The organism is Cypionkella sp., assembly GCF_034376685.1.
Lineage (GTDB): Bacteria > Pseudomonadota > Alphaproteobacteria > Rhodobacterales > Rhodobacteraceae > Cypionkella.
Genome location: NZ_JAXMJJ010000002.1, coordinates 200803 through 215416, shown reverse-complemented (window position 1 = coordinate 215416; position 14614 = coordinate 200803). Strand labels below are relative to the sequence as shown.

Sequence of the window (14614 nt, the reverse complement as noted above, 5' to 3'; positions counted from 1 at the left end):
CCAAGGGGCAAGACTGTAAGATAGGGCGCTTATGCGGTTTTTGCCAGCACCTCGGCCATGCCCACATAGTGGTCCAGCATCCGCCGCCGCTTGTCCTGCGCCACCCGCGCCAGCGCCGTCAACACCCCGGCGTTCAAGGCCCGCCCAATCGCAAACATCGGCACCAGTGCCGGCGGCAAACCTTCCGGTGCCATCGAGCCAGACGCCCAGCCCACCGCCAGCGCCAGCCAAGCCCCCGGCCCACGCACCGCCACATGCAGACCCGCATCCAAGGCCAGATAACGATTGGCCTCGGTCGGTTCGCCCACCCATGCGGCGCAAAGCTCCATCATCGCACGGTCCTGCTCGGTCAACAGCTCTGGTGCCGCCTTCAGACATTCATGCCCCCACCACACCGCCGGGCGCGGTTGCAACGCAAACGCCATCAACGAGATCGCCTCTTCCGGCGTTTCCCCCAACCGCAGACGGCGGCAAAAGTCGAACACATGCTCGCCTTCCCCCGGTCGCGCCACGATATCATCCGCCATTTCCGGCATCGTGCCGAACAACTGACGTCCCAGTTGCACCCTCAGCCCCGGTGCAGGAGCGATGGTGGCGGGCGGAGTGGTGTCAGATGCGCTGCCCATCAGTTGATCGTCACCAGAACGCCCTTGATCACCATCATCGCTCCCCCGTCATGTGTGGCCATTGCACCCGCTTTGGTTTTCAACTCGGCGGTGGCTTCGACTTCCACCGTCAAGGCTTTGATCTTGATCGAGGTCTCGTCAATCGTGATGCTCGATGTGCCCACCTTCAACTCGATCTTGGTCTTCGATTCAATCGACAGGCTGCCCTTCACCTTATGGGTTTCATCGCCGCTGACCGAGGTGGATTTATTGCCGCCAACCGAGGACGAAGAACTGCCGCCGACGCTTTCGCTTTTGCTGCCGTCAACCTTCAGGGTCTGCTTGCCCTTGGTGCTTGATTTGTCATCATTCATCACATCGCGGGTCATATCGCGCTGCGCCCGGATGTAGATTTCTTCCTTGCCTTCGGTGTCATAGAAGAAAAGCTGGTTGTTGCGCACGGTCTTGAAACCACTGGTCAGCCGATTGTCGGGCATCAGCGGGCGGTTTTTCTCGTTCCACACACAGCCCGTCACCAAAGGCCGGTCGGGGTCGCCATCCAGAAATTCAACCACCACTTCCATATCGACATGCGGAATGAAGATGGTGCCCCATTCATCTTGCGCCCAGATCTGCGAGACCCGGCAATACATCGACACATCATCAGGGGCCCAGAAGAACTTGACCTTGATGCGGCCAAACTCGTCAATATCGCCATCCGCCCCGGTGACCACCACCGCTGTTTGCGGGCCAATCACCCGTGGCTGGCGGGTTTGACGCGGCGGCGCAATCGGATTGGCGCTGCGGGTCAGCAGATAAGTGCCGTGGTAGGTGGTGTCGCCCGCCCCGCCCCCCGAGCGAAAGCTGCCGTTCGAGATGTAATGATGTGCCGCCAGCACGGCATACTCGTCCAACTGCCCGGCATCAGAATGTGCCGACAATGGAAACTTCATCCCCGCGCCCAGACTGGTGGCATTGCCCTGCGCCCGCACCGTGGCATCGGTCATCCGGTGTGCATCAAGTTGGCGCTGTGCGATCGGCTTGCCCTCGTCCGCCGTCAGATAGACGCCGGGATAGCTAAAGCTCTCCATATTCGCGCCAACAAAGCCGCGCAAGTTTTCGCGGCGGGCTTCCATATTCGCGCCAATGGTTTTGAAGTTGTAATCCTCCAGCCGCACCGCCCCGGTGGTCAGTTGCCGCTGCGGTGACCAGGCATCGAAATGCTCTGCCGTGGCATCGCCCCGGCTACCAAGCGGGCTAAATGCGCGCGGTGAAGCTGGCGCATCGCTGAACGCATCCGCCCCGGTGGTCAGCACCAGCGAATGACGCGTCGGCTCCATCAGAAAGTGATAGTTGATGCCGAAGCGTTCCATCAGGCGACACAGGAAATCCATGTCGGATTCGTTGTATTGCACCAGATATTCCAGCACCGGAAAGCTGCCCACGGTCAGGTCAATAAAGCCCGCCACATCGGAGTTGCCATATTCATCGACGATCTTGCGGATCACGTCGATCACATTCACCTCATGGAAGATCCGCGCATTGATCCGCCGCGACAACTGCCAGAACCATGGCCGCAGCTCGAATTCATAGACATGCGCGCTGCCCTCCGGCCCCAGATAGCGGATCGCATCAACCATCTGGTGAAAGTCGCGCACATCGCCCAAGGGGGTGACAATTTCCACCGCCACCGCTTCACCAAGCAGCGGTTCAATCTCGGAGATCGGTTTGCTTGACAGGGCTTTGACGCGAAACTGGCTGATCGCATTCACCGCTTCGCTGCCAGAAAACTCAATCAGCACCAGATCATTCGCCTTCAAAGGCGTGAACATCCGTCCGATGCGATTGTCTTGTGAAAAGCTTGTTGGCATCTGGATATCGCTTTCAAAAAACATGCGTAAAACAGGCAGGTTGGGGAAAATAACCCCGGATACCCGTCACGTTACATCAGGCCGCAGCAATCTGGCAAGAAAAGCCGCGCGCGCCCATCCGGTTCAGTTTTCCAGCCGGAAATAGGCGAAGCTGAGGGTTGGTTTGACCCCGGCCTTTTCCAACTGCTTTTCCAGGAACGGCATCAGTGACTGCGCCGTCACCCCCGCAGGCACCTTATCCAGTGCAGGCAAAGGCTTGTCTGTCACCATCGCCACCAGAATCTGCGGCGCGGGCGGGGCGTTCGGCTCCAGCGTCAGGTTGAACTCAAAACTGGCCGCGCCATCCGCGCCAAGCGTGGTCCAGGGCTTGAGGTTGGTCGCCCCGCCCACCTCCGAGAAGATGAACAGCGCAAAGTTCCGCCCCTCCAGCCCTTCGACCTTGCCGCTGACATTCGAGCCGCTTTTCACCACCTCACTGGCGCTGGGCATCACCACCGCAAGCGGGTCCACATCCGGTGCCGGGTAGCGGGTGGCAAAGTCGATCAACGGGCATTGCAGGGCGTTGATCTGACGCACGGCAAGCTCTGGCGAGGTCAAGGTCGCCGCCTGCCAGTCCCGTGCAAAGCCTGCAAGCGCCGCCGGATCCGCTGTATAGCCCTCAAGTGCAAAGCCCGAGGCTTTGGCCTCGCGCAGCGTCACCAGCGTGCAAAGCGGCGGCTTGATCCCGGCCAGATACGCCAGTTGCGTGGCCACCGGATCGGCCTTTGCCGCCGCTTCCTCAGCGGCCTTTTTCGCAGCCGCCTCCTCCGCCAATTTCTGCGCAGCGGCAGCCTCTTCGGCAGCTTTCAGTGCCGCAGCCTCAGCCGCAGCAAGTTCAGCCTCCGCCGCTTGCTTCGCCGCTGCCTCATCCGCGGCTTTCTTGGCCGCTGCTTCTTCCGCTGCCTGCCTCGCAGCCGCCTCTTCCGCCAGCCTTTGCGCCTCTGCCTCGGCAGCCTGCTGCGCCGCCGCCTCATCCGCCGCTTTTTGCGCCGCCGCTTCCTCGGCCAGCTTCTGCGCGGCGGCCGCCTCTGCCGCCTGTTTGGCAGCAAGCTCCTCCGCCGCCTTCCTGGCCGCCGCATCCGCCTCAGCCTTTTGCGCCGCGGTTTGCTGAGCAGCGGCTTCCTCAGCTGCCTTCTGCGCCGCTGCCTCGTCCGCCGCTTTTTGCGCTGCCGCCTGATCCGCCGCCAGTTTCGCCGCCGCCTCATCAGCGGCCTTTTGCGCAGCAAGCTCTTCGGCAGCCTTCTGAGCCGCCGCATCTGCCTCTGCTTGCTTGGCCGCATCCTCGGCCGCTTTGGCATCCGCCGCAGCCTTAACAGCCGCTGCATCCTCAGCAGCCTTCGCCGCGGCCGCATCTTCTTCTGCTTTCGCCTCGGCAGCCGCCTGCTCTGCGGCCGCTTGCTCTTCCGCCTCGGCCTTCACCCGCGCATCGGCCTCCGTCTGGGTTTCCCCAGCGACAGGTACCGCTTTGCCGTCAAACACTCCGCCGAAATAGGCCCCCGCCGCCCCACCGCCCAAAGCCAGCAGGGCCACCACCGCGATCAAGCCGCTCTTGCTGTTCTTCACCACCAGCGGCTCATTCTGCACCGGTTGGGCAACGGCCACTCCCGGCGCGCCAAATGGGCTGACATCTTCGCTTTCCGGGGCTTGCGTCACTGCCGCAATCACCGTCGCCCCGACCGGAGCCGAGGTTTTCGTCCCCACAGGCGTCACAGAAACCGGCGCCACAGAAACCGGCGCTTCCACCACCGGCGCAACTGACACCGGCTTCGGCTCGGGGATCGGCAAAGCCCCGCCAATAACCGTCCGGTTCGGATCCGGCGCTTTCGGCTGAGGCGGCTCGACCTGCGGCACAAGGCCCGGATCATCCACCGCCGCCATCACCTTGGCCATGCTGTCTGGCCGCAGCGCCGGATCGGGTTGCAACATCCACGACAGCAGCGGCACCAAGCCCTCGTCGACCCCGCTTAAATCCGGCACGCCAGACCGCTTGCCGACCGCATCGACAATCGACGCCCCCATCGGCAGCACTTCACCCTTGCTTGCCGCCGCCGTCACCAGCGCCAGCGAATAGATATCCGACCGCCCATCAACCGTGCCGCCAAACGCACCCAACTGCTCGGGAGATACCCAGTTGAACTTGCCCGCAAACTGCCCCTGCAACAAAGTCCCCGCCCCCAAAGCGGTGGATTTCGCAATGCCAAAGTCGATCAGCTTGGCGTGTTCAACATGGCCATCCTCAAGGATCACGTTGTCCGGCGACAGATCGCGATGCACCACCCCCGCCCGATGCGCCTTGTCCAGACCCGCCGCCACACGCCGCAGCATCACCCGCACATCCTCCACCGGCATCGGCCCTTGCTCGATCCGGTCCGACATCGAGGTGCCCGAGACAAACTCCATCACCATACAGGGCCGCCCGATGGTCGGATCGACGGTAAACACATGATAGCGCACAATCGCTTCGTGGCTCAGCCGCGACAGCGTGGTGCTTTCCTTCTGGAACAACGCCACGATCTTGGGGTCATGCGCCAAACTCGGCAGCACGATCTTGATCGCCACCGGCTCGTCATTGTGGATGTTGCGACCGCGATAAACCTCACCCATGCCGCCCGAGTTGATCAAGCGCTCAATCTCATAGGTGCCCATGATCAGTGTGCCGGAAGCCACCGTGGTTGCATGGTTCGGGCCGGTTTTCGGGCTGGCTGGGCCGTTATTTGAGGCGTCTGTCATTGCCACGCCCTCGCCGCACTCACCCGCACCACCAGCACGGTGACATTGTCGCGCGCGCCGCGCTGCAAGGTCAGTTGCACCAGCGCGTCACAAGCCGCCTGCGGTGCCAACCGTGCCAAAGCCTCGGTCATCTCGTGGTCTTCGACATGTTCGGTCAAACCATCCGAGCACAGCAAAAACACGTCGCCATCCGCCAGCCCACCCGAACGCTCATCGGTCAAGGGCCGCTCATGCACCCCAATCGCCCGCGTGATCACGTTGCGCCGGGGCCAGGTCAGCGCCTGTTCTTCGGTGATCGCACCGGTGCGCAGCAATTCATTCACCTCGGTATGGTCCACCGTGACCTGCGTATACTGCCCCGCCCGCAGCAGATAAATCCGGCTATCGCCCGACCACACACAGGCGAAATGCCGATCGAACGCCAGCAAGGCCACCAAAGTCGCCCCCACCGTCGCGCCATTCAACAGCGCCGACTGGTCTTGAATCGCCTGATGTGCCCTAAGCAACCTGTCCATGAACCGCGCTTGCAGATCGGGCGCAGATACCGGGCGGCCCAGCGAGGCGACGCTTTCCACAATCGTCCGGCTGGCAAAATCGCCCGCGTGATGCCCGCCCATCCCATCGGCAACAACCCAAACCCCGGCCTCGGGCAGTGCCAGAAAACTGTCTTCATTGTGATCGCGCACGCGGCCCGTATCGCTCGCGGCCCCGGTCTCGAATTGAAATGGAGCCTCGATCATCGACCCTCCCGCCTGAAACAAACTTGCCCGATGGGCTGAAAAACTGCTGCCAGCATAAGCCGGAAGTTACGAACCTGCCTAGCCATTCTCGGCATAGCCGCGCAAAAACCACGCAAGCACATGGCCCGAGGGCAAAGCCTCTCCCGCCCAAACCTGTGAATGATGCGACGCATCCCCGGCAATCCACCAGTAACTGCGGTTGTGGCTGGCGCGGTGATGGTCGGTCAGCGCAATGTCCTCCAGCAACCCCACCATATCCGCGCCGGGTCGCGCCGCCCAGAAATCCGGCGGGCCTGCCGCCATTGATACAGGGCAGGGCAGGGCGAAGCCGTTCAACTCGGCAGTCTCCGCTGCCAGCAGGTCCACCAGCTTGGCCTCGACACCCGCGTGCCAGTCCTGTGCCGGGTCAAGCAGCGGGCAAGGCGGGCAATCCGCCCCAAACCCCGCAATCAGCAAAGGATAGCGCCGCCCGACCTTATCAGAACTCGCCCCCAGAACCCCAGCCACAGCCTCACCCCAAACACTCGGCCCAATCCAGAACCGCAAGGGCCGGGCCAATTTCCAAACCGGCTCCCACTCTGCATCCAGCCCATGCCGCGCTTCCGCCAAAGCACTGTCCAGCCAGCCCTCCAGCCCCGCCTGCACCGGCAAACCGCCGCCGATGAAATCCCCTTTCGACGGATGCTTGCCATACAGCGCCAGCATTTACAGACCTGTCGGGCAGCGGAACTCGCGCAGTTCCGCCATGTTGAACGGGTTCACCAGCGCATTCACCCGGATTTCATAGGTGATATTGCGCCCGCCAATCACATAATCCACCTGCATCACATCACCGATCTGGCGCGGATTGCCATCGCGGATGAACTGCAAGAATGCCCAAGGCCCCTGATAGATGATCTGGCTTTCGCGGTTGTTCATTTCGGGCAACAACTGCACCGAAGTATTCCCCGCCCCGCCCGGCCAAGTCACCGTCACCGGGGTATTCCCCGCCTTGCGCATCTGGATTGGCTGATCGTCAATCACCAGAATAGACTGCCTGATCCGGTCATGCGCGGTGATCTGGTTCACAGTCACATCCAGTTTCACCACAGGCGAGCGCCCCGGAAAGAACGCGTCCCGGATCGCTGCCGCCTTCTGAAACTGCCGCAGGCTTTGCAGGCTCAGCTTCTTCGCCAACGGGCTATCCTCGCGCCATGTCCAATCGCCCGCGCCCATATTGGCGTGGATCGCCAGATTGGCATTGAAGAACCGGTCCAGCACGCCATCCGGGGCAAACAACTGCGCGAATTCCGACAAAGGCACCTGCCGCGCCGGGCTTTTGCTGAACGGATAGCGCCCGTCCACGATGCCTTCGCACACCGCCGCCACCTGCGAGGTCAGATCCGCGTTGATCTGCGCCACGGCGGTCGAGGCCGCATCGCCCTCAAAATTATCCACCGCCTCACTGACCATCCGCGACAATTCCGGCGGCAAGCGGCTGGCCGCCGTCTTCAACTGCCCGATCAACGCCGGTATCTGCGCATTGGCCTCCGCCTGATTGAACCCCGCCGCAATCACCAAGCCCTGCTGGATCGCGCCCAGCGAGTTCAACAACGCATCAATCGGCCGCGTCCCCGGCGTGCCTTCGAGCAGCGCGTGATATTCGGCAAACTGCGCCTCAATATCCGCGCCCGGAATCGTCGGTCCAGCCCCCGCTGCCGCCCCGGCGCGTTTCTGCGATTTCCCGGCGGCGAGGGCGATATCCAACCCGATCCGCTGCAACCCACTGGTGCGGCTGGCGATCATGCTTGTCACATCGCTGCCCGCCTTGGTGATCGCCCCGGCCACAGCATCCGCATCCTTTGAGGCCTGATCCAAAACCCCTTCCGGCTCCAACGCCTGCGTCAGCTTGGTCTCCGCCGAAATCCCCTCCACCAGCTTCAAAATTGGCGAAGTGGTGGGTGAAGAGGCCGCCGACAACGCCATATAAGCAGGCTTATCCGCCGCCATCGGCGCGAGCTTGATATTCGACAGCACCGCATCCCAAGCCGCCAGATAATCCTCGCGATACCGCGCCAGCAACTGCGGCCCCAGCCGCGACAACTGCTCATCCACCTTCGCCGCCGCCGCCTGTTCGCCCATAACCCATTGTTCGGTCTCAAGCTTATGCGCAACCGCTGCCAACTGCTCCAGAAAGAAGTCGTTGAACCCGGCATAGGTATACAAAGCCGGCACCGTCAGATTGCCAAGGTCAGACCCGTCCAGCGTTTCAAACACCAGTCGCGCATCCGGCCCGGCGCGTTCCACCACGTTGAAATCCGGCAGGCCAGAAACCGGAGCCGTCGCCACGATCAAAGAATAGGCCTGATCCGCCACCGACATCCGCGCCAGAATTACTTCCGCCTTCGCCACCAGATCGGCGTTCAACTCCACCGTCGGGGCGGTGGTATCGTCCAGCTCCAGCATCGCCGCCAGATGCTTGTTCAGCATATCCCGTGCCGGTTCCTCGTTGATGCCGGGGAACATCACCTGTTCCCAATCATCATGGAACCAGGTCTTCACCAGATCATCCTGCGGCGCAGGCGCAGCCCCGCCCAGCAGCTTATAGACCTTCAACGTCTCATAAATCGGGATCGGCTCATTCGCCAAAACGAACTGCTGCAACTGGCCTTCCACCCGCAGCACCAGCCGAGGCCGCAACAGCCGCTCCAGCCCCTGCGCATAGGCATCCCGGGCCGCCTGCCGGATCGCGCCCTGCTGCGACAACCCAAAGCCGCGCGTCCAATCGCCCTCGGCTTCCTCCGGCGATTCAAACCCGGAAGGCATCGTGCGCAGCAGCTTCAACTCATTGCCCACGCGCAGAAAATCGGTGTCCTTCACCTCAATCGCCTGCAAATCCTCGGTCGCCGCCAGCTCATAATCCGCCATCGCAGCCTGTGCCGAGGCCACCAGCGCGCGGTTGTTCAAGTAACTGTACCCCCATGCCCCCAGCACCCCGGCCGAGGCCAACAGCATCGCCGCCGTCGTCACCATCCGCAGCACGGACGCCCGCCGCACCGCCTTGCGATCATAGGAAACCCAGCCCTGTTCACCGAAAATCACCTTGGTCAGCAGGTCATGCAGGAAGAAACTTTTGCCCTTGCCCGAAAGCTGCGCCTGCACGCCCAAAGACCGGCTCATCGCGCCCAGCACCTGATCAATCGGCGTGCCTTCCTGCGTGCCCGAGGTGAAATAGAACCCACGCAGAATGGCCGAAGTCTTATAGCGCGTCGGCTCAAACACTTGCCGCAGGAACGAGTCCACCTCGTCCTTCAGCATCGCCATCTGGCCGGGAAGCCCGAAAATCGCGATCCGGTTCACACCGTCAGGCTCTTCCGACAAACGGTCAATCACTTCATCGGAAAGCCGCGCCACCAGTGCATCAAACTCGGTGCCCACCCGATCAAACGTCTGCTCCTTGCGGCTTTCAGTCTGGAAGGTCGCGCCCCAGACCTTCTTGCGCCGCCCTGCCGCAAAACTGCTGAAATACTCGCGGAACCCGGCGATCAGATCGGCCTTGGTGAACATCACATAAACCGGGAAATCCACCTTCAACGTCTCGTGAATCTCGCCCAGCCGCGCCCGGATCGTTTCGGCATGGGCGGTGATCTTCTCCGGCCCTGCGTTCATCAGATCGGCCACCGAAATCGCCAGAATAACCCCGTTGATCGGCTGTTTCGGGCGGTTTTTCTTCAACAAATTCAGGAACGCGGTCCACGAGGCTTTATCCGTCCCCTCATCACTATCCTGAGTCGTATAGCGCCCCGCCGTGTCGATCATCACCGCGTCTTCGGCAAACCACCAATCGCAATATCGAGTCCCACCAAAACCTTGCAACCCACCCTGCTGGCCCGACAGCGGAAATTTGATCTCGCTGTTCACCAGCGCCGTGGTCTTGCCCGAACCGGGCGGCCCGATGATCACATACCAAGGCATGTCATACAGATAAGTCTTTGAATTTCCCGATTTCTTCAGCGTATTCAAAGCCGCTGTCATCCGGCTGGCGAGCTCGCGGCCATCACCTGCAGGCGCATCGACCACAATCGCCTTTTCCAGCGCGGCACTGCCCTTGCGCCGCCGCAAAAACGCGATCAGCCCCCAGACGGTCAGCACCAAAGCCAGCAAACCGATGATCAGCGCCCGCACCCATTCCGCATCAAACGGCCGGGCTTCGCCAAAGCCAATCAGCGGGCCCGCGAACCAGACCACCGCAGAGAATGCCAAAAACCCGATCAGAACCAGCGCAAGCTTGACCCACTTCATTGCAAAGTCTCTTCCCGCTTGATCATGATTTCCACCCGACGGTTCGCGCCGCGTCCGTCGTCGGTGGCATTGTCGCCGATCGGGTCAGCCTCACCCTTGCCTTCCACCTCAAAGCGCGTGGGGTCGGTCATCCCGACCTCCAGCACCTTTTTCACCGCTTCGGCGCGCGCCAGCGACAGATCGTGGTTGTTTTTGAACCGCCCGCGCCCCGACATTGGCACGTTATCGGTATAGCCCCAGACAAACACCGGTCCCGGCTCTTTATCCAACGCCGCCGTAATCCGCGCCCCCAAGTCATTGAACTCCTGCTTGGTTTCCGCCTTGCCACTGGCAAACAGCGCCGCGTTGCTGACCCGGATGAAGATGAAATCGCCCTTGATGTCGACGGTGACTAGCCCCGTCGCGATGTCGTCCTGCATCTTGTCTTGCAGCCGGTCAAGCTGGCTGCTTTCGCTGACAGGCACCACTTCCAACGGCGTAAACGCCACCGCCCGCACGAGGCTGATCTTCGAGGTCGGCGTCAGCGACAACAACCGTTGCGACACCACAGACCCCTCCTGCGCGATCAGGGTGGAAAGCCCGAAATAAGCCCCCATCAGCACCACGCCCAGCACCGACCCGATCACCCACAGCGGAGTGCCGCCAAACCGCCGCCGCCCACCCACCATCACCGGCTGCCAGCGCGGTGAAATATCATCGTCCGGGCGATTTTGCACCCGCCGCAAGCTGTCGTAAATCATGCCGCGAATGCGTGCCAATTCCACCGCACCGTTGGGGGCCGACCGATACTGTCCCTCAAACCCAAGGCTCAGACAGGTCATTGCCAATTCCAGCAGCTGAAAATTCTGCGCCGGGGCCTGCAGCGCCTTTTCAACCTCTTGGAAGAACCCGACGCCCGAGGTGCGCCGATTGAAAAACCGCGCCACCATCGAATATTGAATCCACAAATGCCGATCGGTGCCGGGGATATTCTGCACAATATCATCCGCCGTGCCGCACAGCAGATACTTCGCCACCTGCGTCTGATGCGGGTCCACGCCCGCTTTAAGACAGTTCTCCTCAAACCCCTCAATCTCGCGGGTGACGTATTCCATCAACGGAACCGCCTCCATCTCAACCATCTGAGTCCGCAAGCGCCCGAACAAAATCAACAGGTTCGCCGCCGCTGCCAGCATCGGGCTTTTCGGCCCGCCAGCCCCCAACCCCTTCGCCACCAGCGCGCGGCGCAGATCAATCTTCGGCCCGGTATTGGCGTAATTGGTCGGCTGAGCGGTCGAAGCATCCGGGAAAAACTGATCCGGTTGCGCAAAAGCCCCCGCCACCGGGCGCGCAGCAGGCGCCTGCCCAAACGGCTGCCCGCCAAAACCCGGACTATTCACCCCCGGATGCGTCGAAGATGCGGGCGGGATCGGCGCAAAGCCACCCTGACCACCCCCAGCCGGAGCAGGCGCTGGCACGCCCCAAGCATCCGTCTCTCCCGCAAACCCCGGCGAACTGCCCGCAGGTATCCCGCCCTGCGGCCCAAACCCGCCCGGCCCAAACGCCCCGCCAGCCCCCGGCAAGGCCCCACCGATCACCGTGCGTTCATTCGGGCTGACCTGCCGCTTGCCCCCCGGCATCGGCGTCACCCCTCCCGGCAAAGGCGAGGGCATTCCGAGCCCCCCGATGACGGTCTTATCCTTGTTGCCGTCATCCTTGCCGCTCATGCCTTGGTCTCCACGATGGCCCACAACTCCATCTTCAGATCAGGCCAATCCCCGGCGAAATGCATCCCGATCGCCGGAGCCGTCGAAAACTCCCGCCACAGCGGCGAATTCTTCTCCAGAATGAAATACACATTGCGCGACACCGCCCGGATCTGCCGCGGCGGCGTCGGAATGTGGATCAACTCGATCCCCGGCAGGTTGTTGTTCACAATCTCTGACATCCGGGTGTTCGGCCCCACCTTGCACAGCAGCGGAAACTGCTGCTGCACCAGTGTCAAAGCCCGCGAACTCTCCACTTCCACAACGAAAGTCGCGTCGCGGAACAGGTTCCGATCCGGCACCTGCGCCAGATAAGAATTCTGCCGCACCTGCACCAGATCCAACCGCGTCGCCCGACCCACATCGCGGCTCAGCAAGCGCTGAATATCCCGCACCACAGGCTCTACCGAACCCTTCAGATCGGCATGGTCATAGGCATCATAAGGCGGCGCCAAGCGCTTATCCTGATCAAACGTCCACAACTCACCGGAAAACCGCAGCAATTCCTCATACAGCCGCTCGGGATGCACATAGCGCGATTGCCGCAAATGCCGCAACACGTTGATTTGCCTATTCAAACACAGCAACATGAAATAATCTGTCGCCTGCAACCCGCCCGCCGCCGAGGGGTCCGCCGCATAGCGCGCCAAGCTCTCTAGCTTGGTTTCAACCCAGCCGATCACCCGGTCCAGCCAGCCCAAAGCCACGCCATGCGCCGAAATCGTCAGCAACGGCGGTGGAAACGCATCATCCAAGATCACCACATTGTCGCGCACTTCCACGATCCGCGCGATCTTGATGCACTGATAGCCGGGCTTCGCCGTCGCCCGCACGTCCAATTCCAACCGGGGCGAGGCGACCTCAATCTGCTGCTCCAACCGCAAAGCACTGGCGCTATCCGCCACCGTCTCAGCGCCCAGAACATAGCGCGACCCGGCCTCCGCCTCCATCGCCACTTCGCGCCCGTTCATCACCTGATCGGGCAGCGTCAGCCAAACCCCCAGCCCGTCCGACCCCGCAGGCACTTCAACCGCCCGTGGCAAGGGCGAGATCCCCGGTGCTTCAAACGGCGTGCCATCCGGGAAAATCCCCGCCACAGACGCCAATTCGATCCGCCCCTGCTGCAAGCGATCCCGGTTGACCTTCATTTCCTCGATGCCCCAGGGATAGGGCGAGACATGCCGCACCCGCGCCTCGATCAGCTTTTCCACATAGCGGTCACTTTGCTGCAAGTGGTGTGGCTGCAAGAACAGCCCTTCCTTCCACGCAACCTTGCTATACCAAGACATGCAAACCTCAATCCATCAAACATCAAGTCGGGCGGCCCTTGGGCCCACAATAGCGCTTCTAAATCTGCCACCTAGAAAAAACAGCGGCGGCATAAAGGAAAATCTACCGCCAGTTTGCAGCGCGCGTCCCGCCGGATCAAGCCCGAGATTGCCATATCGGTTTTGCACCTTAAGCTGGCCCAGAAAGCTGGCCCAGACTTCCCCCCGCAGCGCGGCGCGGGTATACAACGGTATGCGAATGACCCTGACCGAGATTTACCAGGCCGAAGTGGCCGCAGGCCGCCTCCGCGCCGACCCCGCCCAACTGGCGTTGCTGCCGCAGATGGAAACGCTGCGCCTGTGGCTGGAAGCCAATGCCACCCGCAAAGTCGGCCTGTTTGCGGGCCTGTTCGCCAAGCCGGTGACGCCGCCGAAAGGGCTTTACCTGTGGGGCGGGGTAGGGCGCGGCAAGTCGATGCTGATGGACTTGTTTTTCGCCCATCTGAACATCACGCAAAAACGCCGCGTGCATTTTCACGCCTTCATGCAGGAAATCCACCACGCCATGCACGAGGCCCGCAAGGGCGGCGTTGACGACGCCATTGCTCCGGTGGCCGAGGCGATCAGTCGCGATGTCCGCCTGCTGGCGTTTGATGAAATGCAGATCACCGACATCACCGATGCGATGATCGTCGGGCGCTTGTTTGAGAAATTGCTGGCTGCAGGCGTGGTGATCGTCACCACCTCCAACCGCCCGCCCGAGGATCTGTATAAAGACGGCCTCAGCCGCGCCCTGTTTCTGCCCTTCATCGCCATGCTGCGCGCGCGGCTAGAGGTTGATGAAATCGCCTCGCTCAACGATTACCGCCAACACCGTCTGACCGGGGCGCAGGTCTATTTCCACCCCGCAGGCAAAGCCCAAGGCGCGATCAACGCGATCTGGCGCGATCTCACCGGCGGGGCTTCCGGCGACCCCCTGCGCCTGCCGGTCAATGGCCGCGAAACCGTGCTGCCCCGCTTCGCAAGCGGCATCGGTCGCGCCACCTTCTGGGAGCTTTGCGCCAAACCCCTCGGTCCCGCCGATTTTCTCGCCATCGCAAGTGCGGTCCGCGTGCTGATCCTCGAAGACATCCCCCAGCTTTCCGCCAGCAACTACAACGAGGCCAAACGCTTCGTCACCCTGATCGACGCTTTGTATGAGGCCAAAACCAAACTGATCTGCTCGGCAGCAGATGAACCCGAGCGGCTGTATATCGAAGGCTCTGGCAGCTTTGAATTTGAACGCACCGCAAGTCGGTTGCGCGAAATGCAAGCCGCCGATTGGGGGCAATAGGG

9 protein-coding genes are annotated in these 14614 nt (G+C 61.9%); 1 reads left to right on the top strand and 8 read right to left on the bottom strand.

Features of this window, described 5'->3' with window-relative positions:
- Nucleotides 1-29: 29 nt before the first annotated feature.
- The 8 genes from U1A24_RS01005 to tssK all read right to left on the bottom strand — a co-directional run bounded on the left by U1A24_RS01005 (nt 30) and on the right by tssK (nt 13300).
- The gene (locus U1A24_RS01005) at nt 30-626 is read right to left on the bottom strand and encodes a DUF6931 family protein (protein ID WP_322320127.1); all 597 of its coding nucleotides are present in this window, start codon (nt 624-626) and stop codon (nt 30-32) included.
- On the bottom strand, nt 626-2500 hold the full coding sequence (locus U1A24_RS01000) for a type VI secretion system Vgr family protein (protein WP_322320126.1): 1875 nt from the start codon (nt 2498-2500) through the stop codon (nt 626-628). Before U1A24_RS01000 ends, U1A24_RS01005 begins: the two co-directional genes overlap by 1 nt.
- Before the next feature lie 99 nt (nt 2501-2599).
- On the bottom strand, nt 2600-5245 hold the full coding sequence (locus U1A24_RS00995) for a protein kinase domain-containing protein (protein WP_322320125.1): 2646 nt from the start codon (nt 5243-5245) through the stop codon (nt 2600-2602).
- Nucleotides 5242-5985, bottom strand: a complete 744-nt coding sequence (locus U1A24_RS00990; protein ID WP_322320124.1) for a PP2C family protein-serine/threonine phosphatase — start codon at nt 5983-5985, stop codon at nt 5242-5244. Before U1A24_RS00990 ends, U1A24_RS00995 begins: the two co-directional genes overlap by 4 nt.
- 78 nt (nt 5986-6063) lie before the next feature.
- Nucleotides 6064-6690: a type VI secretion system-associated protein TagF gene (gene tagF, locus U1A24_RS00985; protein ID WP_322320123.1), complete on the bottom strand. Its 627-nt coding sequence runs from the start codon at nt 6688-6690 to the stop codon at nt 6064-6066.
- Nucleotides 6691-10266 (bottom strand): type VI secretion system membrane subunit TssM, encoded by a 3576-nt coding sequence (gene tssM / locus U1A24_RS00980; protein ID WP_322320122.1) that lies wholly within the window; start codon nt 10264-10266, stop codon nt 6691-6693.
- Complete coding sequence (gene icmH, locus U1A24_RS00975; RefSeq protein ID WP_322320121.1) at nt 10263-11972, bottom strand: type IVB secretion system protein IcmH/DotU; 1710 nt, start codon at nt 11970-11972, stop codon at nt 10263-10265. The genes tssM and icmH overlap by 4 nt, the downstream gene beginning before the upstream one ends.
- Nucleotides 11969-13300, bottom strand: a complete 1332-nt coding sequence (gene tssK, locus U1A24_RS00970; protein WP_322320120.1) for a type VI secretion system baseplate subunit TssK — start codon at nt 13298-13300, stop codon at nt 11969-11971. Before tssK ends, icmH begins: the two co-directional genes overlap by 4 nt.
- A gap of 232 nt (nt 13301-13532) precedes the next feature.
- Between tssK and zapE the strand changes: the two genes are divergently transcribed.
- A complete protein-coding gene (zapE, locus tag U1A24_RS00965) occupies nt 13533-14612 on the top strand; it encodes a cell division protein ZapE (protein ID WP_322320119.1) in 1080 nt (359 codons plus the stop codon).
- Nucleotides 14613-14614 lie beyond the last annotated feature (2 nt).